The organism is Streptomyces sp. 378 (assembly GCF_030124145.1).
GTDB lineage: Bacteria > Actinomycetota > Actinomycetes > Streptomycetales > Streptomycetaceae > Streptomyces.
In genome coordinates this window covers 35,604-58,093 of sequence record NZ_JASKMS010000037.1, presented here as the reverse complement: position 1 = coordinate 58,093, position 22,490 = coordinate 35,604, and the positions used below count along the sequence as shown (strand labels likewise).

At 69.2% G+C, this 22,490-nt stretch carries 20 protein-coding genes and 3 tRNA genes; 12 read left to right on the top strand and 11 right to left on the bottom strand.

The window, feature by feature from the left end:
• The first annotated feature begins 62 nt into the window (after nucleotides 1-62).
• The 3 genes from hrpA to QNO09_RS34665 all read left to right on the top strand — a co-directional run bounded on the left by hrpA (nucleotide 63) and on the right by QNO09_RS34665 (nucleotide 4,524).
• Complete coding sequence (gene hrpA / locus QNO09_RS34675; RefSeq protein ID WP_283974203.1) at nucleotides 63-4,007, top strand: ATP-dependent RNA helicase HrpA; 3,945 nt, start codon at nucleotides 63-65, stop codon at nucleotides 4,005-4,007.
• Nucleotides 4,008-4,101: 94 nt separating this feature from the next.
• Nucleotides 4,102-4,176 (top strand) — tRNA-Asp (locus QNO09_RS34670).
• Nucleotides 4,177-4,332: 156 nt separating this feature from the next.
• Nucleotides 4,333-4,524: a DUF6274 family protein gene (locus QNO09_RS34665; RefSeq protein WP_283974202.1), complete on the top strand. Its 192-nt coding sequence runs from the start codon at nucleotides 4,333-4,335 to the stop codon at nucleotides 4,522-4,524.
• A gap of 461 nt (nucleotides 4,525-4,985) precedes the next feature.
• Here QNO09_RS34665 and bldC read toward each other — a convergent pair whose 3' ends face one another.
• Nucleotides 4,986-5,192, bottom strand: coding sequence for a developmental transcriptional regulator BldC (gene bldC, locus QNO09_RS34660; RefSeq protein WP_003949541.1), 207 nt, complete (start codon nucleotides 5,190-5,192; stop codon nucleotides 4,986-4,988).
• Nucleotides 5,193-5,791: 599 nt separating this feature from the next.
• Nucleotides 5,792-6,637: a DUF8083 family protein gene (locus QNO09_RS34655; RefSeq protein WP_283974201.1), complete on the bottom strand. Its 846-nt coding sequence runs from the start codon at nucleotides 6,635-6,637 to the stop codon at nucleotides 5,792-5,794.
• Between the two features lie 221 nt (nucleotides 6,638-6,858).
• Between QNO09_RS34655 and QNO09_RS34650 the strand changes: the two genes are divergently transcribed.
• Together QNO09_RS34650 and QNO09_RS34645 are read left to right on the top strand one after the other, a co-directional pair.
• Nucleotides 6,859-7,974: a Leu/Phe/Val dehydrogenase gene (locus tag QNO09_RS34650; protein ID WP_283974200.1), complete on the top strand. Its 1,116-nt coding sequence runs from the start codon at nucleotides 6,859-6,861 to the stop codon at nucleotides 7,972-7,974.
• 319 nt (nucleotides 7,975-8,293) lie between these two features.
• Complete coding sequence (locus QNO09_RS34645) at nucleotides 8,294-8,542, top strand: DUF3073 domain-containing protein (RefSeq protein WP_283974199.1); 249 nt, start codon at nucleotides 8,294-8,296, stop codon at nucleotides 8,540-8,542.
• 83 nt (nucleotides 8,543-8,625) lie between these two features.
• Here QNO09_RS34645 and purM read toward each other — a convergent pair whose 3' ends face one another.
• The 9 genes from purM to purS form a co-directional block, all read right to left on the bottom strand.
• Complete coding sequence (gene purM / locus QNO09_RS34640) at nucleotides 8,626-9,705, bottom strand: phosphoribosylformylglycinamidine cyclo-ligase (RefSeq protein ID WP_283974198.1); 1,080 nt, start codon at nucleotides 9,703-9,705, stop codon at nucleotides 8,626-8,628.
• 45 nt (nucleotides 9,706-9,750) lie between these two features.
• A complete protein-coding gene (gene purF, locus QNO09_RS34635; protein ID WP_283974197.1) occupies nucleotides 9,751-11,280 on the bottom strand; it encodes an amidophosphoribosyltransferase in 1,530 nt (509 codons plus the stop codon).
• Between the two features lie 63 nt (nucleotides 11,281-11,343).
• Entirely contained in the window at nucleotides 11,344-12,117 is a 774-nt protein-coding gene (locus QNO09_RS34630) for an META domain-containing protein (RefSeq protein ID WP_283974196.1), read from the bottom strand.
• Between the two features lie 37 nt (nucleotides 12,118-12,154).
• Nucleotides 12,155-12,952 carry a maleylpyruvate isomerase family mycothiol-dependent enzyme gene (locus QNO09_RS34625; RefSeq protein ID WP_283974195.1) on the bottom strand — a complete coding sequence of 266 codons (798 nt, stop codon included), beginning with the start codon at nucleotides 12,950-12,952 and terminating at the stop codon, nucleotides 12,155-12,157.
• A gap of 9 nt (nucleotides 12,953-12,961) precedes the next feature.
• Nucleotides 12,962-13,795, bottom strand: a complete 834-nt coding sequence (locus QNO09_RS34620) for a M23 family metallopeptidase (RefSeq protein WP_283974194.1) — start codon at nucleotides 13,793-13,795, stop codon at nucleotides 12,962-12,964.
• An 18-nt stretch (nucleotides 13,796-13,813) separates the two neighbouring features.
• Nucleotides 13,814-14,314 carry an ArsR/SmtB family transcription factor gene (locus QNO09_RS34615; protein WP_283974193.1) on the bottom strand — a complete coding sequence of 167 codons (501 nt, stop codon included), beginning with the start codon at nucleotides 14,312-14,314 and terminating at the stop codon, nucleotides 13,814-13,816.
• 112 nt (nucleotides 14,315-14,426) lie between these two features.
• Nucleotides 14,427-16,685, bottom strand: a complete 2,259-nt coding sequence (gene purL, locus QNO09_RS34610; RefSeq protein ID WP_283974192.1) for a phosphoribosylformylglycinamidine synthase subunit PurL — start codon at nucleotides 16,683-16,685, stop codon at nucleotides 14,427-14,429.
• The gene (purQ, locus tag QNO09_RS34605) at nucleotides 16,682-17,362 is read right to left on the bottom strand and encodes a phosphoribosylformylglycinamidine synthase subunit PurQ (RefSeq protein WP_283974191.1); all 681 of its coding nucleotides are present in this window, start codon (nucleotides 17,360-17,362) and stop codon (nucleotides 16,682-16,684) included. The genes purL and purQ overlap by 4 nt, the downstream gene beginning before the upstream one ends.
• Nucleotides 17,359-17,622 carry a phosphoribosylformylglycinamidine synthase subunit PurS gene (gene purS, locus QNO09_RS34600; protein ID WP_010045045.1) on the bottom strand — a complete coding sequence of 88 codons (264 nt, stop codon included), beginning with the start codon at nucleotides 17,620-17,622 and terminating at the stop codon, nucleotides 17,359-17,361. Before purS ends, purQ begins: the two co-directional genes overlap by 4 nt.
• A 333-nt stretch (nucleotides 17,623-17,955) precedes the next feature.
• Between purS and QNO09_RS34595 the strand changes: the two genes are divergently transcribed.
• The 7 genes from QNO09_RS34595 to QNO09_RS34565 all read left to right on the top strand — a co-directional run bounded on the left by QNO09_RS34595 (nucleotide 17,956) and on the right by QNO09_RS34565 (nucleotide 22,488).
• Entirely contained in the window at nucleotides 17,956-18,273 is a 318-nt protein-coding gene (locus QNO09_RS34595; RefSeq protein ID WP_283974222.1) for a histone-like nucleoid-structuring protein Lsr2, read from the top strand.
• Nucleotides 18,274-18,407: 134 nt separating this feature from the next.
• Nucleotides 18,408-18,479, top strand: a tRNA-Gly gene (locus QNO09_RS34590).
• 119 nt (nucleotides 18,480-18,598) lie between these two features.
• A tRNA-Gly gene (locus QNO09_RS34585) sits at nucleotides 18,599-18,671 on the top strand.
• Between the two features lie 131 nt (nucleotides 18,672-18,802).
• Nucleotides 18,803-19,774: an ABC transporter ATP-binding protein gene (locus QNO09_RS34580; protein ID WP_283974190.1), complete on the top strand. Its 972-nt coding sequence runs from the start codon at nucleotides 18,803-18,805 to the stop codon at nucleotides 19,772-19,774.
• Nucleotides 19,771-20,574 carry an ABC transporter permease gene (locus QNO09_RS34575; protein ID WP_283974189.1) on the top strand — a complete coding sequence of 268 codons (804 nt, stop codon included), beginning with the start codon at nucleotides 19,771-19,773 and terminating at the stop codon, nucleotides 20,572-20,574. The genes QNO09_RS34580 and QNO09_RS34575 overlap by 4 nt, the downstream gene beginning before the upstream one ends.
• 22 nt (nucleotides 20,575-20,596) lie before the next feature.
• On the top strand, nucleotides 20,597-21,871 hold the full coding sequence (locus QNO09_RS34570) for a sensor histidine kinase (RefSeq protein ID WP_283974188.1): 1,275 nt from the start codon (nucleotides 20,597-20,599) through the stop codon (nucleotides 21,869-21,871).
• Entirely contained in the window at nucleotides 21,868-22,488 is a 621-nt protein-coding gene (locus QNO09_RS34565) for a response regulator (RefSeq protein ID WP_283974187.1), read from the top strand. Before QNO09_RS34570 ends, QNO09_RS34565 begins: the two co-directional genes overlap by 4 nt.
• Nucleotides 22,489-22,490 lie beyond the last annotated feature (2 nt).

Sequence of the window (22,490 nt, the reverse complement as noted above, 5' to 3'; positions counted from 1 at the left end):
CTTCTTGTGTGGTCGAAATCCGTTCGCCTCTGTTTTGCGGGGGATGAGATCCTGGATCGCGTATGTCTACGCACTCTGCCTCCGCCCTCGGCGCCCTCGCCCCCCGCCTGTCCGAGCTGTCCCTGCGCGATGCGCATCGGCTCGGGCGCAGGCTCGAAGGTGCGCGCAAGATTCGTAAGCCGGAGGCGCGGGCCGCCGTGCTCGCCGAGATCGAGGCGGAGGTGGGCAGGGCCGAGGAGCGGATGGCCGGGCGGCGTGCCCTGGTGCCGGAGGTCTCGTATCCCGAGCAGTTGCCGGTCAGCCAGAAGAAGGGCGATATCGCGGCGGCGATTCGTGATCATCAGGTCGTGATCGTCGCCGGTGAGACGGGTTCGGGGAAGACGACGCAGATTCCCAAGATCTGTTTGGAGCTCGGTCGCGGTGTGCGCGGCATGATCGGGCATACGCAGCCTCGTAGGATCGCCGCTCGTACGGTGGCCGAGCGGGTTGCCGAGGAGTTGGACACCCCGCTCGGTGGGGCCGTGGGCTGGAAGGTCCGTTTTACGGATCAGGTCGATCCGGATGCCACGTTCGTGAAGCTGATGACGGACGGCATCCTGCTCGCGGAGATCCAGACGGATCGGGAGCTGCGTGCTTACGACACGATCATCATCGACGAGGCTCACGAGCGGTCCCTGAACATCGACTTCTTGCTGGGTTATCTGGCTCAGTTGTTGCCGAAGCGGCCTGATCTCAAGGTCGTGATCACGTCGGCGACGATCGATCCTGAGCGCTTTTCGCGGCATTTCGGTGATGCCCCGATCATCGAGGTCAGTGGCCGTACGTATCCCGTGGAGGTTCGTTACCGGCCGCTTCTGGAGGAGGACGGCGACGACGCCGACCGGGACCAGATCACGGCGATCACCGATGCCGTGGAGGAGCTGCAGCGGGAGGGTAAGGGCGACATCCTGGTGTTCCTCTCGGGTGAGCGGGAGATCAGGGACACGGCCGACGCGCTCACCAAGAAGAATTTCCGGTTCACGGAGATTCTGCCGTTGTATGCCCGGTTGTCGCATGCGGAGCAGCATCGTGTGTTCCAGCCGCATTCGGGCCGCAGGATTGTTCTGGCCACGAACGTGGCGGAGACCTCGTTGACGGTTCCGGGTATCAAGTACGTGATCGATCCGGGGTTCGCGCGGATCTCTCGTTACAGTCACCGTACGAAGGTGCAGCGGCTGCCCATCGAGCCGGTCTCGCAGGCCAGTGCCAATCAGCGCAAGGGTCGTTGTGGTCGTACGTCGGACGGTATCTGTATCCGTCTGTACAGCGAGGACGATTTCAACGCGCGTCCGGAGTTCACGGATGCGGAGATTCTCCGGACGAATCTCGCTTCGGTGATCTTGCAGATGACGGCGGCCGGCCTGGGAGACATTGAGAAGTTTCCCTTCATTGATCCGCCGGACCATCGCAACATCCGTGACGGTGTTCAGCTGCTCCAGGAGCTGAACGCTCTGGATCCGGCGCAGAAGGATCCGCGTAAGCGGCTCACGGACACCGGTCGCAAGTTGGCTCAGTTGCCGGTCGATCCGCGGTTGGCGCGGATGGTGCTGGAGGCGGACAGGAACGGTTGTGCGCGTGAGGTGATGGTGATAGCCGCCGCGCTGTCCATTCAGGATCCGCGTGAGCGTCCGGCGGACAAGCAGGCTCAGGCTGATCAGCAGCATGCCCGGTTCAGGGACGAGACCAGTGATTTCCTGGCTTACCTGAATCTGTGGCGTTATGTCCGTGAGCAGCAGAAGGAGCGGGGTTCGTCGTCCTTCCGCCGGATGTGCAAGCAGGAGTATCTGAATTTCCTTCGCATCCGTGAATGGCAGGACATTTATACGCAGTTGCGTACGGTCGCGAAGCAGATGGGCATTCATCTCAACGAGGAGGACGCCCCGGCCGACCGCGTCCATCTCTCCCTGCTGGCCGGCCTGTTGTCGCACATCGGCATGAAGGATGTGAAGGAGGGCGCGAAGAACGAGTACCTGGGGGCGCGTGGTGCCAAGTTCGCGGTCTTTCCCGGTTCGGCGCTCTTCAAGAAGCCGCCGCGTTTCGTGATGTCCGCCGAGCTGGTCGAGACGTCGCGTCTGTGGGCACGCGTCAACGCCAGGATCGAGCCCGAGTGGGTCGAGCCGCTCGCCGCGCACCTGGTCAAGCACTCGTACAGCGAGCCGCACTGGGAGAAGGACCAGGCCGCGGTGATGGCGTACGAGAAGGTGACGCTGTACGGCGTGCCGATCGTGGCGCAGCGGAAGGTCAATTACGGGCGGATCGATCCGGAGATCAGCCGTGAGCTGTTCATCCGGAACGCGTTGGTCGAGGGTGACTGGCGTACGCATCACAAGTTCTTCTCGGACAACCGGCGTCTTCTGACGGAGGTCGAGGAGCTGGAGCACCGGGCTCGGCGCCGGGACATCCTGGTGGATGACGAGACGCTGTTCGACTTCTATGACCAGCGGATTCCCGAGCATGTCGTCTCGGGCGCGCATTTCGACTCGTGGTGGAAGCACAAGCGGCATGAGCAGCCTGATTTTCTCGATTTCGAGCGCGAGATGCTCATCAACGAGAAGGCGGGCGAGGTCACCAAGGCGGACTATCCGGACTCGTGGCGTCAGGGGAATCTGAAGTTCCGGGTGACGTACCAGTTCGAGCCGGGTGCGGACGCCGACGGTGTGACGGTGCACATCCCGTTGCAGGTGCTCAACCAGGTGACGGACGAGGGTTTCGACTGGCAGATCCCGGGTCTGAGGGAGGAGTTGGTCACGGAGTTGATCCGGTCGTTGCCGAAGCCGGTCCGCCGGAACTACGTGCCGGCGCCCAACTTCGCGAGGGCGTTCCTGGACCGGGCCGTGCCGCTTCAGGAGCCTTTGACCACGACGATGGCCCGTGAGCTGAGGCTCATGGTGGGTGTGCCCTTCGAGGCGGACGATTTCGATCTGTCCAAGGTCCCCGACCATTTGAAGGTCACGTTCCGGATCGTTGACGAGCGGCGTCGCAAGCTGGCCGAGGACAAGGATCTGGAGGTCCTGAAGGTGCGGCTGCGCCCGAAGGCCCGTAAGGCTCTGTCGCAGGCGGCTGCGGCGACGGCCGAGCGCTCCGGGGGCGAGTCCTTGGAGCGCTCGGGCCTGACGGACTGGACGATCGGCGCTCTCACCCGGGTCTTCGAGACGCGTCGGGCGGGTCAGCCGGTGAAGGCGTATCCGGCGCTGGTCGACGACGGTGACACGGTGTCCGTGCGGTTGTTCGACACGGAGGCGGAGCAGGCGCTGGCCATGTGGAAGGGCACGCGGCGGCTGATCCTGCGGAACATTCCGGTGAATCCGGCGAAATTCGCGAGCGATCGCCTGACGAACGCGCAGAAGCTGGCGTTGTCCGCGAATCCGCACGGTTCGATACAGGGTCTGTTCGACGACTGTGCGATGGCCGCCGCCGACAAGCTGATCGGGGACTTCGGGGGGCCGGTGTGGGACGAGGAGTCGTACCGGAAGCTGTATGACAAGGTGCGTGCCGAGATCGTCGACACGACCGTGCGTACGGTGGGGCAGGTGCAGCAGGTGCTGGCCGCTTGGCAGGCGTGTGAGCGGCGTCTGAAGGCGGTGCGCAGTCCCGCGCTGCTGCCGAATCTCCAGGACGTGCGGGGGCAGTTGGACGCTCTGGTGAAGCCGGGTTTCGTGACGGAGGCGGGGGTGCGGCGCCTGCCGGACCTGATGCGCTATCTGGTGGCGGCCGACCGGCGTTTGCAGCAGATGCCGGTGAACGTCCAGCGGGACTCCACGCGGATGCAGAAGGTTCAGGAGATGCAGGACGAGTTCGCCTGGCTGCTGGAGCAGATGCCGCAGGGCCGGCCGGTGCCGTCGTCGGTGTTGGACATCCGGTGGATGATCGAGGAGCTCCGGGTCAGCTATTTCGCTCACGCGTTGGGCACGGCGTACCCGGTTTCCGACAAGCGGATCGTGAAGGCGATCGACGCGGCGGCTCCGTGACGGGGTGGGTACGGGGGGTGAGTTCGCGCCCGGGGCTCACCCTCCTGTAGAGTCTCTTCTCGCAGCGCAACGCACGAATGGCGCCGCGAAACCTGGTCCTGTGGAGCAGTTTGGAGTGCTCGCCACCCTGTCAAGGTGGAGGCCGCGGGTTCAAATCCCGTCAGGACCGCGTGATGAGAGCCCGGATCTTCGGATCCGGGCTCTTTTGTGTGCCCTGCCCTCGGCGTTCGGCTTCTGGGCCGCTCCACGCCGTCTTGACGCCCTTTCATTCCGTCGGTACCCCAGAACCAGGGCCGTTCTCTGTGGGGCCTTGTGGAGGTGGCGTATGGCGGCAGCGGTCAGGCACGAGACGCGGGCTCTGCTTCGCGCGCACTTGTCGGCCGCGTCGTCGTATCGGCACCTCACGCGGCACTGTCCGATCTGCCACCGTCTGCTGCGGCTGGCGATGGAGTCGGCGCCGCGTGCCGCTCAGGGCTCGGCTGCGGCCGGGGAGGAGGAGAGGCCGGCTCGCGTGTGATCGACGTGTTGTCCCAACGCCCGCTGGGGCGGGGGTTGCTGGAGCCGGAGGCTTCTCTACCGCACTTGCGGCAGGGCTAACAAGCCGCTTGGTATGTGACGGGTGTCACTGCATGAGTTTTGGAAAGTGCGGTATTCACCTCCCTCCTACAAAGAGTCAATTTTATATGTGCAATTGCACCCTGACCGGGGCGTCCCGCACAGGGGATCCGACACCCCTCCCCAGGCTCCTACAAGGCCGCTCACAGCAGCGTCGGTGGACCGACCGGGGGTGCACAAAAAAGATCGCGCTGGACCCGGCGGAGTCCAGCGCGATCGACGACGCACCCTTGTATGCCTGGAAAGCTCTGACTGGCGTGGGCGTGGGGCCTGTTGGGGCAGGTCCCGCGTCGTGTGGAGCTGTGGTTCAGGACGTCGCGGCCAGTTGGGGGAACCAGCCGGTTTGCCCGGTTATTCAGTTGTTCAGGCCTCGCTGCGCTGCTGCGGGATGCCCGCGAGCAGAGCGCGGACCTCGGCCTCGCGGTAGCGCCGATGCCCGCCGAGCGTGCGGATCGACGTGAGCTTGCCGGCCTTCGCCCACCGCGTGACCGTCTTGGGGTCGACGCGGAACATCGTGGCGACCTCAGCCGGGGTCAGCAGCGGCTCGGCATCAGGGGTGCGAGCGGTCATGAGCGGCCTCCTCGGGAGAACCGAACCTTCTCGGTTCTTTCCTCTAAATTCTGCACCTTGACCCGCGTTGCCCGAAATGGCGGACGCGAGTCGAGTCGGTTATAGGACGAACGGCTTGTCCTCGGCACTACAACTACACCATCCGTCCAGCCGCGTCGGCCAAACCGATGGAATTGCCCCTCCAGGTGTTCATCAGCGACGGAAGCCGATGGACCATGCCATAGCGGACAGTCACACCGCTGTGACGATCAGTCACAGGGCGATCAGGAAGTCACCAGACCCCCCAAAGCGTGCAATGCTGAGATTCCACCCATAGTGCAGCACCACGGGACGGAAGGAGCCCTCCCCGGACTCCTTGTCCTATTTTGGCATGAGGAGGGGCAAGGGACGCAAGAGCCTCGTACGTGTAGTCCGTCACGCTTGGCCTACTTGAGAGGTCTGCCCGGATCGGTCCCTACGTCCTTTGGTGACGGAGCCTCAGAAGACGCACAGCCGGCTTCAGGAACTTGATGCGAGGACGAAACCCCACATCGGGCGGTTCGTCAAACGTCAGTTCGTTACCGAGGGCGAGCGGTCCGCACGGTCATCAAGGTCAGGGGTCAGTTGGCCGACCGCAGATCCCGTACGGCACGCCACCGCTGCACGAGCCGGGCGTAGGCCTCCCCCGCGGCGGCCCCGTCGCCCCGGCGCAGCGCGGCGATGCCCTCCGCCACGTCCGCGGCGGAGTGGTCGCCCTCCAGCGCCCCGGCCGGCACCGCGTGCACCAGGCCGCCGTAGTCCAGCTCCACCAGCGAGCGCGGATGGAACTCCTCCAGCCAGCGCCCGACGTCCATCAGGCCGTCGATCAAAGGCCCCTCGTCCATGGCCTCCCGCAGGGCGCGCAGGCCTCGGGCCACCCGCCGCCGGGCCTGCACCATGGGGGTGCGGTAACGCAGCACGGGAGGGCTGTCGCCCGGGGCGCCCTTGTCGTACTCGCGCTCCTCGTCGGAGACCAGCACGAACCAGTTGATCGGCACCTGCCAGGTGGCTGTACGGATCCACGGCCGGGCGTCCGGGTTGATCGACAGCCAGCGCTCGTAGTCCTGAGTCGCCTGGCGCCGCAGGACGGGCGGCAGGACCGCGTCCATGACCGGCGGCGGGAGCTCCTCGGGGAGCTCGTCCAGGGCGAGCCAGCCGCGCAGCCGGGTGCGCCAGGGGCAGACGCAGACGACGCCGTCGACCTCGAGCACGAAGGCGTCCTCGCTCTCGTGCACCGGCACCGCAACCGGCGGGGTGGGGGCCAAGTCGGCCAGGGCCCGGCGCAGTTCGTCCTGGTACGAGGGGCGGTCCGTACGGCGGGCGTAGCGGGCCCACTGGCTGCGCTCCGGCTCGGGGAAGGCGGCCAGCGGTTCGTACACGCGCAGGTAGGTCGCGTAGGGGACGATCAGCGAGGTCACCTTGGGCACGCCTGCTCCCTCCCCCGCGCACCGCCGCGAAAACCTGCGGAACTCACTCGCGATCGCGCGGGAAATCCATGCAAATCGTCGCACGGGTGTACTCCGGTCGGAGGTGATCCTGTGCGCGGTGCGGTCAGCGGGCCCACCAGGCTCTAATCTCGTGCCCAACAGCCCCGCCACCCGCACGGGAGCTGGTCTCCGCCCGCCGCACCTACACAGGAGTCACCACCGTGACCGACGTAACCGGCGCACCTGCTGATGTACTGCACACCCTGTTCCACTCGGACCAGGGCGGACATGAGCAAGTCGTGCTCTGCCAGGACCGCGCGAGCGGCCTCAAGGCCGTCATCGCCCTCCACTCCACCGCCCTGGGCCCCGCGCTCGGCGGTACGCGCTTCTACCCGTACGCGAACGAGGCCGAGGCCGTCGCCGACGCGCTGAACCTCGCCCGCGGGATGTCGTACAAGAACGCCATGGCCGGTCTCGACCACGGCGGCGGCAAGGCCGTGATCATCGGCGACCCGGAGAAGATCAAGAGCGAGGAGCTGCTCCTCGCCTACGGCCGGTTCGTGGCCTCGCTCGGTGGCCGGTACGTCACCGCCTGCGACGTCGGCACCTATGTCGCCGACATGGACGTCGTGGCCCGTGAGTGCCGCTGGACGACCGGACGCTCCCCCGAGAACGGCGGCGCCGGGGACTCCTCGGTCCTGACCGCCTACGGCGTCTACCAGGGCATGCGCGCCTCCGCGCAGCACCTGTGGGGCGACCCTTCGCTGCGGGACAGGCGGGTCGGCATCGCCGGCGTCGGCAAGGTCGGCCACCACCTGGTGGAGCACCTGCGGGCGGAGGGCGCCGAGGTCGTCATCACCGACGTGCGCGAGGACGCCGTGGGGAGGATCCTCGCGGCCCACCCGACGGGCGTGACGGCCGTCGCCGACACCGCCACGCTGATCCGCGCCGAGGGCCTCGACATCTACGCCCCGTGCGCGCTCGGCGGTGCGCTGAACGACGACACCGTGCCCGCGCTGACCGCCACGGTGGTCTGCGGTGCCGCCAACAACCAGCTCGCCCACCCGGGTGTGGAGAAGGACCTCGCCGACCGCGGGATCCTCTACGCGCCGGACTACGTGGTGAACGCCGGCGGTGTCATCCAGGTCGCCGACGAGCTGCACGGCTTCGACTTCGACCGGTGCAAGGCGAAGGCGTCGAAGATCTTCGACACCACGCTGGCCATATTCGCACGTGCGAAGGAGGACGGCATTCCGCCGGCCGCCGCGGCCGACCGGATCGCCGAGCAGCGGATGCACGACGCGGCCCGGGCCCGCCGGGCCCGCCGGGCCCGCTGACCCCGGTCCGGTGCGGGACCGATCGCGGATGTCTCGCACGTTTGACCGGTACCCGCCGGTGGGCAGTTAGAGAGAACTCTCACTTCTACCGGCGGGTCGACCGCCGATAAGTGGTTAAAATCGCGGTTGACCAGCGAGGACGGGGCGCCTCGAAGGTCCTGGGCGCGGGCACGTCATGCGGGCGACGTACCGTATGGGCGCGGGCTCAGGTACCGTGGAAGCCCTACGGACCGGTCTCTCCGCGGAGAGTCCGTGCCGGACCATGAACGCGTGTCAAGACTCTGGGGCCGTCGAGCCCCGTCGTTGAGGGGGTCGAGCCATGGGGCGCGGCCGGGCCAAGGCCAAGCAGACGAAGGTCGCCCGCCAGCTGAAGTACAACAGCGGTGGGACTGACCTCTCACGCCTGGCCGAGGAGCTGGGTGCATCGCCTTCGAATCCGCAGCCGCCTAACGGCGAGCCGTTCGAGGACGATGATCAGGACGACGACCTGTACGCACGGTACGCCGACCTCTACGAGGACGACGACGACGAGGACGGCCAGTCCTCGCAGCATCGTCGCGGCGCTTGACCTTGCACTGAGCGCGTGCCCGGTCGGTGACTTCGGTCACCGACCGGGTTCTGTGCTGCTTGCAGGGTCACGAACCCCGTGCCTCAGCTCGCGTAGTCACCGATCAGGGCGGCACCAGTGGTGTGCTCGCCCCGGTTGGTGATCTCTCCGGCCACCCAGGCGTCCACGCCACGGTCGGCGAGGGTCGTCAGGGCCACGTCCACGGACTCCTGCGGCACGATCGCGATCATGCCGACACCCATGTTCAGGGTCTTCTCGAGCTCCAGGCGCTCGACGCTGCCGGTACGGCCGACGAGGTCGAAGATCGGGGCCGGCGTCCAGGTGGAGCGGTCCACGACGGCGTGCAGATTGTCCGGGATGACCCGGGCGAGGTTGGCCGCGAGTCCGCCGCCGGTGACGTGACTGAAGGCGTGCACCTCGGTGGTGCGCATCAGGGCCAGGCAGTCCAGCGAGTAGATCTTCGTGGGCTCCAGCAGCTCCTCGCCGAGGGTGCGGCCGAGCTCGTCGATGTGCGCGTCCAGGGCCAAACCGGCCTGGTTCAGCAGGACGTGCCGGACGAGGGAGTATCCGTTCGAGTGAAGACCGGAGGACGCCATGGCGATCACCGCGTCACCCGTCCGGATGCGATCCGCGCCGAGCAGCCGGTCGGCCTCCACGACGCCCGTGCCCGCGCCGGCGACGTCGAAGTCGTCCTCGCCCAGCAGGCCCGGGTGCTCGGCCGTCTCGCCGCCGACCAGGGCGCAACCGGCCAGCACACAGCCCTCGGCGATGCCCTTGACGATGGCGGCGACCCGCTCGGGGTGGACCTTGCCGACGCAGATGTAGTCGGTCATGAACAGGGGTTCGGCGCCGCACACCACGATGTCGTCCATGACCATGGCGACCAGGTCGTGGCCGATGGTGTCGTAGACGCCCAGCCGGCGGGCGATGTCGACCTTGGTGCCGACGCCGTCGGTGGCGGAGGCGAGCAGGGGCCGCTCGTAGTTCTTCAGGGCGGAGGCGTCGAAGAGGCCGGCGAAGCCGCCGAGGCCGCCGAGGACCTCGGGGCGCTGGGCCTTCTTCACCCACTCCTTCATCAGTTCGACGGCGCGGTCGCCCGCTTCGATGTCGACGCCCGCGGCTGCGTAGCTGGCGCCGCCCTCGGCATGGGGTTTCTCGGACATGGCTAAGGAGAACCTTCGTGTCGTACGGCAGGTGTTGCGGGCCGTCTACGGGCGGCGGATCGCGTCGGCTGCGGCCGTGGCGGCGGGGCCGGCGGCCAGTTCCGTCTCCAGCAGCTGCTTGCCGAGCAGCTCGGGGTCCGGGAGCTCCATCGGGTACTCGCCGTCGAAGCAGGCGCGGCACAGGTTCGGCTTGGCGATGGTGGTCGCCTCGATCATGCCGTCGATGGAGATGTAGGCGAGGGAGTCGGCGCCCAGGGAGGTGCCGATCTCGTCGATCGTCATGCCGTTGGCGATGAGCTCGGCGCGGGTGGCGAAGTCGATGCCGAAGAAGCAGGGCCACTTCACGGGCGGCGAGGAGATCCGGATGTGGACCTCGGCGGCGCCCGCCTCGCGGAGCATGCGGACCAGGGCCCGCTGGGTGTTGCCGCGCACGATCGAGTCGTCGACGACGACCAGGCGCTTGCCCTTGATGACTTCCTTCAGCGGGTTCAGCTTCAGGCGGATGCCCAGCTGGCGGATGGTCTGCGAGGGCTGGATGAACGTCCGGCCGACGTAGGCGTTCTTGACGAGGCCGGCGCCGAACGGGATGCCGGAGGCCTCCGCGTAGCCGATCGCCGCGGGTGTGCCGGACTCCGGGGTCGCTATGACCAGGTCGGCCTCGACCGGGGCCTCCTTCGCCAGCTTGCGGCCCATCTCCACGCGGGAGAGGTACACGTTCCGGCCGGCGATGTCGGTGTCCGGGCGGGCCAGGTACACGTACTCGAAGACACAGCCCTTGGGCTTCGCGTCCGCGAATCGGGAGGTGCGCAGGCCGTTCTCGTCGATGGCGACGAACTCGCCCGGCTCGATCTCGCGGACATAGCTGGCGCCGCAGATGTCGAGGGCGGCGGACTCGGAGGCGATGACCCAGCCGCGCTCCAGGCGGCCGAGGACCAACGGGCGGATGCCCTGCGGGTCGCGGGCCGCGTACAGGGTGTGCTCGTCCATGAAGACGAGGGAGAAGGCGCCCCGGACCTTCGGGAGGACGCTGTGGGCGGCCTCCTCGATGGTCAGCGGCGTGCCGTCCTCGTCGACCTGGGCCGCGAGGAGCGCGGTGAGCAGGTCGGTGTCGTTGGTCGCCGCGACGCGCGGGGTGCGGCCGCCTTCCTGCTTGGGCAGGTCGGCCACCATCTCGGCGAGCTGGGCGGTGTTGACGAGGTTGCCGTTGTGGCCGAGCGCGATGGATCCGTGCCCGGTGGCACGGAACGTCGGCTGGGCGTTCTCCCAGACGGAGGCGCCGGTGGTCGAGTAGCGGGCGTGTCCGACCGCGATGTGACCCTGGAGCGAGCCGAGGGAGGTTTCGTCGAAGACCTGGGAAACCAGGCCCATGTCCTTGAAGACGAGGATCTGTGAGCCGTTGCTGACCGCGATTCCCGCGGATTCCTGGCCTCGATGCTGGAGGGCGTAGAGCCCGAAGTACGTGAGCTTGGCGACCTCTTCGCCCGGAGCCCAGACACCGAAGACGCCACAAGCGTCCTGGGGGCCCTTCTCACCGGGGAGCAGGTCGTGGTTGAGTCGTCCGTCACCACGTGGCACGCCTCCGAGTGTAGGCGAGGTCGACCACTGGTCCGAATTGGGGATACCGGACTTTCCGGTGGATCACCGCTCGGCGACCGCCTGCACACGCGTACCGTTTTCGCTGGTCAGCGTGAGGGTTTGGTGATCCACTCGGTACGTCGACTTCCCGTCGAAAAGACGCAGCAGGGTCTTCTCGTCGGCCATGAGTGAGTCTTCGCACATCATTCGGGTCGTGGCAGGGGGGCCGAGGGTGATATGGCCGTCGCGGACCGTGGCCCTGGCGTTCACCTTGTTGCAGCCGAGGTTGCCGGAGACGGTGCCCTTCTTCTCGTCGAAGGTGAGGTGGGCCCGGCCGTCCGCCTTCGGGGTCGTGAAGGTCCATTCGGTGCCGGCCAGCGGGGCGTCCCGCGCCTCGGTCAGGCGGACGGTGTCGCCCCGGGTATTGGTGAGGGTGAGGCGGTCGCCGTCCACCTTCGCCTTCAGCTCCTGGCCGGACAGGGCGCGCGCGAGACGCGTCTCGAAGGCCATGGGCTTGTCCTCGCAGGCCATCTGAGTGGACCGGGTCTTGCCCAGCCGCACGCGGTCGCCCTCGACGGTGGCCTCGGCGCTGAAGTCGTTGCAGCCGTAGCTGCCCTCCGCCCGGCCCTCGTCGATGGTCACATGGGCGCCGCTGGGGGCCTGCTGCGTCCTGCCGTCCGCGGTGACGCTGTCCACGCTCCACCGCACACCGGTGAGCGGCTTCCCGGCATCGACAGAGCCGCTGCCGCCGTCCGCCGTCTCACTGCCGCAGGCCGCCATGAGCGGGACGAGCATGGCGGCGGCCGTCAGGGTCATGCGCTGCTTCTGCCTGTCCATGCCGCTTCGACGGGCGACCCGGGGGGATCGGTTCCCCTTATGTCATCAGGGGCAGGTAGGCCGACAGGTCCGCCCGCTCTCCGCTCGCGCTGACCTTTGCGTCCTGGAGGGCCTCGCCCCAGGCCAGCCGTCCGGTCGCGAGCCGGATCCAGGTCAGCGGGTCCGTCTCGACGACGTTGGACGGGGTGCCCCGGGTGTGCCTCGGCCCCTCCACGCACTGCACCACCGCGTACGGCGGCACCCTCACCTCCGTCGAACCGCCGGGCGCCGTCGCGGCGAGCGCGTCGGCCAGCAGCCGGGTGCAGGCGGCCAGGGCCTGACGGTCGTAGGGGATGTCCGGACCGGGTAGGGCGGCGTTGAGGTCGTCGGTGTGGACGACGAGTTCGACGGTGCGGGTGACGAGGTAGTCGGCGAGCGGCAGGGCGCCGGCGCTGGTGGCGAGCAGCCGGGTGCCGGGGTAGGTGTCGAGGTTCGCGGTGAAGCGGTGCTCGGCCCCGTTGAGGTGGGCGTCGAGGTCCGGATGCTCCTCGGCCAGGCGGCGTGCGGTGCCGGCGATCGCGGGGGCGTCGGCGGCGATGGCGAACGGCCAGTCGAGCAGCCGGCTGTCCTGCCGCGCGGGCTCGGGCTCCTGGAGCAGCCGGTCCACGGCGTCCAGGGCCATGGCGCAGTGCGCGGCCAGGTCGCGCACCGTCCAGTCACCGAGGCGCGTGGGCAGGGCCAGCCGGCCGGGGCCGAGGGTGCCCACGGCCGTGCGTATGTGCCCGAACTGGGCGAGCACGGCTGCTCGGGTCTTGACGGGGTCGTACGCGCGGGCGCGCTTCGTGGCCGGGGGCATGGCGTCAGCCTAAATGCGGGCTGTGACAGTCGGGGGTGCCTCGAAGATCTCCCCGTTGCCGGGGACGCCGATGCCGCTCCAGGTGAACGGGACGCCCCGGGCCGCGTCCGGGTCGGGCATGTCCATCAACTGGAAGTGCAGGTGCGGCTCGGAGGAGTTGCCCGAGTTGCCGCAGCGGGCGAGTACCTGCCCGGCCCGGACGCGGTCGCCCTCGCGGACGGTGAGGGAGCCGCGCCGGAGGTGGGCGTAGGCGGCGTAGACGCCGTCGCCGAGGTCGAGGACGACGTGGTTGCCGAGGATGCGCCTGGTGCCGCACAGCTCGCGCACCCAGCCCTCGATCAGCATGAGGTACAGCAACCCCGGCCAGGAGGTGCGGCTGAGGTGGTCGCGCTGCCGGTCCTCCGCCCGTACGACGGTGGCGTCGGCGACGGCGAGGACCGGGGCGCCGTGGCCCGGGAAGTCCTCCGGGCGGCGGGCGAGCGGCCACAGCCGGCGGAAGGCGGGGCGCGCGCCCGGCGCGGGCTCGGCGAGGACGTCGATGGCGTAGGTCTGGCCGTAGGCGTGGAGGCCGTGGCTCGGGGTCCGGTCGGCCGGGCTGTTGAGCGCGGACCAGCGGCCGGTGACGGGCGGGGCGACCTCGACGGGCTCGCGGGCCACCCGGGGGCTGTCCGGGGCGCCGCCCCACCGGTTCGCGACGGTGACGACGGCGTACGCGAGCACCAGCGGCAGCAGGTCCCAGAGGGCCGGATGGCTCCAGCCCAGGCAGACGTGGGCGATCACCAGACCGATGAAGACCAGCTGCAGCCCCCGGAAGGCGATCACGCCGAGCTTGCGTGCGGACATCCTGTTCCCCCTGTTCGTCTACGGGCGGGCCGCCGCCAGCGCCACCAGCAGCGGGACGACCCGCCCCGGCGGCACCTCGTGGCGGCCCCGGCCGGTGGTGTGCAGCCAGCCGGTGGCGGTGAGCTGGCGCAGATGGTGGTAGATCTGGCCGGTCGTGCCCACCTCGTCCAGCTCGGCGAGTTCGGCGGCGGTGCGCCGGCCGCCGAGGACCTCGCGCAGCAGCCGGAGCCGGACCGGGTGGCCGAGTGCCGCGAACGACTCGGCGGCCGTCGTCCATGCGCCGTCCAGCAGGTCCTCCGTGAGGGCGGTCAGCTGCCAGGCGTACTGCTCGCCCGTCGGCAGGCGGACGGAGCCGGTGTAGAGGACGCCGCCGTCGGCCGCTCCCGCCTCGGCCAGTTGCTCCTTCAAGCCGTTGAGCGCCCAGAAGTCGCTCCCGTCGATGCGGGGGCCGGTGTCCCGGGCGCCTTCCAGGGCCGCGAGGCGGCGTTCGAGGTCGGCGACGCGTTGTTCCAGTTCCACGGCTCCGAGATTACGGAACTACGTAATATCGTGCAAGAGCCGGTGTGCGCTGACCCGGTCCGGGCAGGGCGAAGCCCCCGCCCGGACCGGACGGGGGCTTCTGAGCGGTCGCCTACTTCAGCAGGGCCGGGATCGTGCCCTCGTGGATCTCGCGCAGCTCGGCCAGGGAGAGGGTGAACTCGCCCTGGACGTCGACCGTGTCACCGTCGACGACACCGATGCGGGTGGCGGGCAGGCCCCGTGCTCCGCACATGTCGTTGAAGCGGAGCTCCTCGGAGCGCGGCACGGCCACGACCGCGCGGCCCGCCGACTCGGAGAACAGGAAGGTGAAGGCGTCCAGACCGTCCGGGACGATCAGGCGGGCGCCCTTGTCGCCCAGCAGGGCCGACTCGACGACCGCCTGGATCAGACCGCCGTCGGACAGGTCGTGCGCGGAGTCGATCATGCCGTCGCGGGAGGCGGAGATCAGGATCTCGGCGAGCAGCCGCTCGCGCTCCAGGTCGACCTTCGGAGGCAGACCGCCGAGGTGGTCGTGGATCACCTGCGACCAGGCCGAGCCGCCGAACTCCTCGCGGGTGTCGCCGAGGAGGTAGAGCAGCTGGCCCTCCTCCTGGAAGGCGACCGGGGTGCGGCGGGCGACGTCGTCGATGACGCCGAGGACCGCGACGACCGGGGTCGGGTGGATGGCGGCCTCGCCCGTCTGGTTGTAGAGGGAGACGTTGCCGCCCGTGACCGGCGTGCCGAGCTGCCGGCAGGCGTCCGCCAGACCACGCACGGCCTCCGCGAACTGCCACATCACCGCCGGGTCCTCGGGCGAGCCGAAGTTCAGGCAGTCGGAGACGGCCAGCGGCTTGGCGCCGGTGGTGGCGACGTTGCGGTACGCCTCCGCCAGTGCGAGCTGGGCGCCGTGGTACGGGTCGAGCTTGGCGTACCGGCCGTTGCCGTCGGTCGCGATGGCCACGCCGAGGCCGGTCTCCTCGTCGATCCGGATCATGCCGGAGTCCTCGGGCTGGGCGAGGACGGTGTTGCCCTGCACGAAGTGGTCGTACTGGCTGGTGATCCAGGACTTGGAGGCCTGGTTCGGGGAGCCGACCAGCTTGAGGACCTGGTCCTTCAGCTCCTCGGAGGTCGCCGGGCGCGGCAGCTTGTTCGCGTCGTCGGCCTGGAGGTCGTCCTGCCAGGAGGGGCGGGCGTAGGGACGCTCGTAGACCGGGCCCTCGTGCGCGACCGTGCGCGGGTCGACGTCGACGATCTTGCCGCCGTGCCAGTAGATCTCCAGGCGGTCGCCGTCGGTCACCTCACCGATGACGGTGGCGATGACGTCCCACTTCTCGCAGATCTCCAGGAAGCGGTCGACCTTCGCCGGCTCGACGACCGCGCACATGCGTTCCTGCGACTCGCTCATGAGGATCTCCTCGGGCGAGAGCGTGGAGTCGCGCAGCGGGACGTCGTCCAGGGTGACGCGCATGCCGCCGGAGCCGTTCGAGGCGAGCTCGGAGGTGGCGCAGGACAGGCCGGCCGCGCCGAGGTCCTGGATGCCGACGACCAGCTTCTCCTTGAAGGCCTCCAGGGTGCACTCGATGAGCAGCTTCTCCTGGAACGGGTCGCCGACCTGCACGGCCGGGCGCTTGGACGGCTTGGCGTCGTCGAAGGTCTCGGAGGCCAGGATGGAGGCGCCGCCGATGCCGTCACCGCCGGTCCGGGCGCCGTAGAGGATGACCTTGTTGCCCGCGCCGGACGCCTTGGCGAGGTGGATGTCCTCGTGCCGCATCACGCCGATGGCACCGGCGTTGACCAGCGGGTTGCCCTGGTAGCAGGCGTCGAAGACGACCTCGCCGCCGATGTTGGGCAGGCCCAGGCAGTTGCCGTAGCCGCCGATGCCCGCGACGACACCCGGCAGCACGCGCTTGGTGTCGGGGTGGTCGGCGGCGCCGAAGCGCAGCGGGTCGACGACCGCGACCGGGCGGGCGCCCATGGCGATGATGTCGCGGACGATGCCGCCGACACCGGTGGCCGCGCCCTGGTAGGGCTCGACGTACGACGGGTGGTTGTGCGACTCGACCTTGAAGGTGACCGCGTAGCCCTGCCCGACGTCGACCACACCGGCGTTCTCGCCGATGCCGACGAGCATCGCGTCGGACTCGGGGGCCTTCTCGCCGAACTGGCGCAGGTGCACCTTGCTGCTCTTGTACGAGCAGTGCTCCGACCACATCACCGAGTACATGGCGAGCTCGGCCCCGGTGGGCCGGCGGCCGAGGATCTCCACGACCCGCTCGTACTCGTCCTTCTTCAGGCCCAGTTCGGCCCAGGGCAGCTCGACGTCGGGGGTCGCGGCCGCGTGCTCGACCGTGTCCAGAGGCGTCCGGCTCATGCGTTGACCAGCTTCTTGAGGATCGAGGTGAAGAACGGGAGGCCGTCGGTGCGGCCGGTGCCGATCAGCGGCTCGACGGCGTGCTCGGGGTGCGGCATGAGGCCGACCACGTTTCCGGCCTCGTTGGTGACGCCGGCGATGTCCCGCTGGGAGCCGTTGGGGTTGAAGTCCAGGTAGCGGAAGGCGACGCGGCCCTCGGCCTCCAGCTCGTCGAGCGTGTACGCGTCGGCGACGTACTGCCCGTCGTTGTTCTTCAGCGGGATGTGGATCTCCTGACCGGCCGAGTAGTCGGTGGTCCAGGAGGTCTCGGCGTTCTCCACCCGCAGCTTCTGGTCACGGCAGATGAAGTGCAGGTGGTTGTTGCGGAGCATCGTGCCCGGCAGCAGATGGGCCTCGGTGAGGATCTGGAAGCCGTTGCAGATGCCGAGCACCGGAAGACCGGCCTTGGCCTGCTCCAGCAGGGGCTCCATCACCGGCGAGAAACGGGCGATGGCCCCGGCGCGCAGATAGTCGCCGTAGGAGAATCCACCGCACAGCACCACGGCGTCGACCTGCTTGAGGTCTTTGTCCTTGTGCCAGAGGGCGACCGGCTCGGCGCCGGCGACGCGGATCGCGCGCTGGGTGTCGCGGTCGTCCAGACTGCCGGGAAAAGTGACGACGCCAATACGAGCGGTCACTTCACGGCCTCCGCGACTTCCTCGACCCGGACCGTGAAGTCCTCGATCACGGTGTTCGCGAGGAAGGACTCCGCAAGATCATGAATGCGGGCGAGGGCGGCCTCGTCGACCGGCCCGTCAACTTCCAGTTCGAAACGCTTTCCCTGGCGGACGTCCGAGATCCCCTCGAATCCCAGCCGCGGCAGTGCGCGCTGCACCGCCTGGCCCTGGGGGTCGAGGATCTCCGGCTTGAGCATGACGTCGACTACGACGCGTGCCACTGGCACTCCCGGTGTGTGGTGCTGAGCAGGTCCCTTCAGACTACCCGCACAAAATTTCTACGCGCGTTGACTTGTAGGAAACTACGTGACCGTCATCACGATCCCGCATCAACGGGACCGCATCATCGGGGCACACGAAATTTTCGGGAAAGATCCCGGATCGACACCCGAAAGCTATTGCCTCCGCCCGTCTCCGACCACCACGCTTCCAGCGAAGTCACTCCGCTCCCTCCTGATTCTGGACACGCGGAAGGATTTAGTCGGGCTTCACAATGTATTGCCAGGCACTGTACAAATGAATTGGCAAAGTGCCGCATGAAGGGACCGATATTCGTGGCGCAGAAGGTCGTGGTCACTCTCTTTGACGACATCGACGGCTCGGAAGCGGCGGAAACGATCGCCTTCGGACTGGACGGCAAGTCGTACGAGATCGACCTGAGTGAAGTCAACGCCGGAGAACTGCGGAAGGCGCTCGCGCCCTACGTGGAGGCCGGGCGCAAGCGATCCCGCTCGGGCAAGGCGTACCGGCAGACGGAGGTCGCCCCCGACCCGTCGGCCGTGCGCGCCTGGGCCCAGGCCAACAAGATGGACGTCCCCGCGCGCGGACGCATCCCCAAGAAGGTCTACGAGGCGTTCAGCGCCGCGCGGTGACGGCCCGTCGGGCCCCCGCCGATGCCCGGTCACCCGCCCCTCGCGCCAACCGACTTGCGCAGCACCCCGGCTGATCAGCTAGAGTCTGGAGCACGCCGAGGGGCGAGGCCGAGAGGCCCGGCTCACGGAGACATGCGGGTGTAGTTCAGTAGTAGAACATCCCCCTTCCAGGGGGAAGGCGCAGTGTGCGATTCCTGTCACCCGCTCTGCATCGCCGTACCGGTCGCTCATGGGGATATCCCCTGCCCGAGCTTGTCGAAAGCTCGGGGGAGGATCAGGTAGGCTGGTGCCCGCACCGGTCAGTGAAAGCTGATCGGGAGCATATGCGGACGTAGCTCAGTTGGTAGAGCGCAACCTTGCCAAGGTTGAGGTCGCGAGTTCGAACCTCGTCGTCCGCTCGGGAATGAAGACCCCGGCCCCTCAGGGCCGGGGTCTTCTTCGTGCCTCCGAGCGTCCGTCTGACATTTGTCATGCCGAGTGATGACAGCGCGCACTGCTGCCCGGCCCGCACGGCCGAGACGCTTGAGGCATGGAATCCAACGGACACGAACACGTGATTGAGGTCACTGACCTGCGGCGTGTGTACGGGGGCGGGTTCGAGGCCGTACGCGGCATCAGCTTTTCCGTACGGCGCGCGGAGATCTTCGCACTGCTCGGCACCAACGGCGCGGGCAAGACCTCGACCGTCGAAGTCCTGGAGGGTCTCGCGCAGCCGGCCGGCGGCAGCGTGCGGGTCCTCGGACACGACCCGTACACCGACCGGGCCGCCGTACGACCCCGCACCGGCGTGATGCTCCAGGAAGGCGGCTTCCCGTCCGAGCTCACCGTCGCGGAGACCGCGCGGATGTGGGCGGGATGCGTGAGCGGGGCACGGCCCCCGGCGGAGGTGCTGGCGCTGGTCGGCCTGGAGTCGAAGGCCGGCACCCGGGTCAAGCAGCTGTCCGGCGGCCAGCGGCGCCGTCTCGACCTGGCGCTCGCCCTGCTCGGCGATCCCGAGGTGCTCTTCCTCGACGAGCCCTCCACCGGGCTGGACGCCGAAGGCCGCCGGGCCACCTGGGAGTTGGTGAGCGCGCTGCGCGACCGCGGGACGACGGTGCTGCTGACCACGCACTACCTGGAGGAGGCCGAGCACCTCGCCGACCGGCTGGCGATCATGCACGAGGGGCGCATCGCCACCACCGGGACCCCGGCCGAGGTGACCGCGTCGGAACCGTCGCGGATCTCCTTCGAACTGCCCGACGGATACTTCGTCGGCGATCTTCCGCCGCTGGACGAGCTGGGCGTGTCCGGCCACGAGACCGACGGCCGCATCGTCCGGCTCCGTACGCGCGAACTGCAGCGGACGGCCACCGGACTGCTGATGTGGGCCGCCCGGGCCCGGGTGGAGCTGCGCCGCCTCGACATGCGCTCGGCCTCCCTGGAGGAAGCCTTCCTGGGCATCGCCGGGAACGCCTCCGCCGAACGGTCCCCGGGCCTGACGACCAAGGAGTACGCGGCATGAGCACCACCCGCACCACGCCCCGCCCGGCACCGGCCACGACCACCCCGCTGAGCCGGATGACCGCTCTGGCCCGCGCCGAACTGACCCTGCTCGGGCGGACCCGGGGAGCGCTCTTCGCCGCACTGTTCGTGCCGCTGCTGATGCCGATCAGCGTGCGGTCGGCGGCGCGGGAGATGGACCTCGCCGAGGCGGGGCTGAACACCGGCACCCTGGTGCTGCCCGCCGCCGTCGGCTTCTCCCTGCTGTTCGCCGTCTACTCGGTGCTCGTCGGCGCGTTCGTCGTCCGGCGTGAGGAGCTCGTCCTCAAGCGGCTGCGCACCGGGGAGCTGCGGGACATCGAGATCCTGGCCGGCTCCGCGCTGCCGGCCGTCCTCACCGGGCTGGCGCAGTGCCTGCTGCTGGCGGCCGGCTGCGTCGCGCTGCTGGACCTGTCCGCGCCGTCGGCGCCCCATCTGGTCGTCCTCGGCCTGCTGTCGGGCCTGGTGATGTGCGCCGCCCTCGCCGCGGCCACCGCGAGCTTCACCCGGACCGGCGAGAGCGCCCAGGTCACGCCCATGCCCCTGCTGATGGTCTCGATGATCGGCTCCGGCATGTTCGTGCCGCTGGAACTGCTCCCGGACCGGGTCGCCTCCGTCTGCGAACTGCTGCCGCTGACGCCCGTCGTCACCCTGGTGCGCGGCGGCTGGACCGGGTCCCTCTCCGCGTACGAGGCACTCGGCGCCCTCGGGACCGCCATGGCCTGGATCCTCATCGCGGTGTTTGCTGTACGGCGGTGGTTCCGCTGGGAACCACGGCACTGACCGAAGGGGGAGTGACGGGCCGATGCGCGCGCCGGGCAGGTGGTGGCGGCACAAGAGCACGCCGGAGAAGGTCGAGACATACACGCGGTGGTCGTTCCACTCCTTCGCGGTGATGGAGTTCTTCTCCGTCGGGCTCACCTCCGTGGCCCCGCTCGGGGCGCGGCGGGGCAGTACCGCCCTGCTGGTGGTGGCCGTGCACGCCGCCCTCTGCTTCGTGACCGTGTCCCGGGCGATCGACTGGACGCGTGGCCGCAGGCCCCAGCCCGTCAAACTGATGTGGACGCTGGCCGCCGTCACCGCCGCGATCGCCGCCGCCGCGATCGCGATCGCCGAGCTCGGACCCGACGGCGAGCGCGTCGACACCGCCGCCGGCGGTGTCTTCGGAGTGATCCTGATCTTCGGCCCCGGCATCATCGCGCTCGGCGTCCGCGACCGGCGGCGCGCGTTCGCCATCGCGGGCGGCTTCGCGGCAGGGGCCGGGACCGTGACGTTCACGCTCGGCGCCCCCGTGCTCACGGCGCTGACCACGGCGCTGATCGTGCTGATCGGCGGCGTGTTCATCGCTTTCACGGCCGTCTTCTCCGTGTGGCTGCTCAACGCCGTCTACGAACTCGACGAGGCCCGCGAGACCCGGGCCCGGCTCGCCGTCGCCGAGGAGCGGCTGCGGTTCGGGCGGGATCTGCACGACGTGATGGGGCGCAACCTCGCCGTGATCGCGCTGAAGAGCGAGCTGGCGGTGCAGCTGGCCCAGCGAGGGCGGCCGGAGGCCGTGGCGCAGATGGTCGAGGTGCAGCGGCTCGCGCAGGAGTCGCAGCGCGAGGTGCGGGAGGTCGTGCGCGGCTACCGGGAGACCGACCTGGCGTCGGAACTCGCCGGTGCGCAAGGAGTGCTGGCGGCGGCCGGCATCGACTGCACGGTCGGCGGGGCGACGGTGACCGGACTGCCGACCACCGTGCAGTCCGCCCTGGGGTGGGTGGTGCGGGAGGCCGCGACGAACGTCCTGCGGCATGGGGACGCGCGGCGGTGTGAGGTGCGACTGCGGGTGCTGGAGGGGCGAGTGGTGCTGTCCGTGGAGAATGACGGAGTGAGCGAGACGGGGACGGAACCCGCGTCCGGGCCCCCCGGTTCGGGGCTCGCCGGGTTGCGGGAGCGGCTGGCGGAGCTCGACGGGACGCTGGACGCCGAGCCCGCGGGGCGGGGGCTGTTCCGGCTGACGGCGGAGGTTCCGCTGCCCGCTGCGTCCGGCACCGTTCCGGCCGCTGTCGCCGTGCGTGCGGTGAGCGAGGTCACGCGATGACGGTCGCGGAGCCCGTGCGGCTGCTGCTCGCCGACGACGAGCACCTCATCCGGGGAGCACTCGCCGCGCTGCTGTCGCTGGAGGACGACCTCATGGTCGTCGCCGAGGCGGCCACCGGGCCCGAGGCGATGGCGATGGCCCGGGCGCACCAGCCCGATGTCGCCGTGCTGGATCTCCAGATGCCCGGAGCCGACGGTGTGAAGGTCGCCACATCCCTGCGGGCCGAACTGCCCGGCTGCAGGGTCCTCATCGTCACCGGTCACGGGCGGCCCGGGCACCTGAAGCGGGCGCTGGAGGCCGGGGTGCGGGGGTTCGTGCCGAAGACGGTGAGCGCGCAGCGGCTCGCGGAGATCATCCGCACGGTGCACGCCGGGAACCGTTACGTCGACCCGGAGTTGGCCGCCGACGCGATCGCCGCCGGGGACTCGCCGCTGACCGCGCGGGAGGCGGAGGTCCTGGAACTCGCGGCCGACGGGGCGCCGGTCGCGGAGATCGCCCGGCGGGCCGCGCTGTCCCAGGGGACCGTGCGGAACTATCTGTCGTCGGCCGTGTCGAAGCTCGGGGCGGAGAACCGGCATGCGGCGGTGCGGCTCGCGCGGGAGCGAGGTTGGGTATAGTG

Excerpts from the sequence above, each read along its gene's own strand:
- purL (WP_283974192.1), bottom strand. The coding sequence starts at position 16,685 with ATGAGCCGGACGCCTCTGGACACGGTCGAGCACGCGGCCGCGACCCCC.
- QNO09_RS34625 (WP_283974195.1), bottom strand. The coding sequence starts at position 12,952 with ATGCCCCCGGCCACGAAGCGCGCCCGCGCGTACGACCCCGTCAAGACC.
- QNO09_RS34620 (WP_283974194.1), bottom strand. The coding sequence starts at position 13,795 with ATGTCCGCACGCAAGCTCGGCGTGATCGCCTTCCGGGGGCTGCAGCTG.
- QNO09_RS34665 (WP_283974202.1), top strand. The coding sequence starts at position 4,333 with ATGGCGGCAGCGGTCAGGCACGAGACGCGGGCTCTGCTTCGCGCGCAC.
- QNO09_RS34630 (WP_283974196.1), bottom strand. The coding sequence starts at position 12,117 with ATGGACAGGCAGAAGCAGCGCATGACCCTGACGGCCGCCGCCATGCTC.
- QNO09_RS34580 (WP_283974190.1), top strand. The coding sequence starts at position 18,803 with ATGGAATCCAACGGACACGAACACGTGATTGAGGTCACTGACCTGCGG.
- QNO09_RS34575 (WP_283974189.1), top strand. The coding sequence starts at position 19,771 with ATGAGCACCACCCGCACCACGCCCCGCCCGGCACCGGCCACGACCACC.
- bldC (WP_003949541.1), bottom strand. The coding sequence starts at position 5,192 with ATGACCGCTCGCACCCCTGATGCCGAGCCGCTGCTGACCCCGGCTGAG.
- purM (WP_283974198.1), bottom strand. The coding sequence starts at position 9,705 with ATGTCCGAGAAACCCCATGCCGAGGGCGGCGCCAGCTACGCAGCCGCG.
- QNO09_RS34645 (WP_283974199.1), top strand. The coding sequence starts at position 8,294 with ATGGGGCGCGGCCGGGCCAAGGCCAAGCAGACGAAGGTCGCCCGCCAG.
- QNO09_RS34570 (WP_283974188.1), top strand. The coding sequence starts at position 20,597 with ATGCGCGCGCCGGGCAGGTGGTGGCGGCACAAGAGCACGCCGGAGAAG.
- QNO09_RS34565 (WP_283974187.1), top strand. The coding sequence starts at position 21,868 with ATGACGGTCGCGGAGCCCGTGCGGCTGCTGCTCGCCGACGACGAGCAC.
- hrpA (WP_283974203.1), top strand. The coding sequence starts at position 63 with ATGTCTACGCACTCTGCCTCCGCCCTCGGCGCCCTCGCCCCCCGCCTG.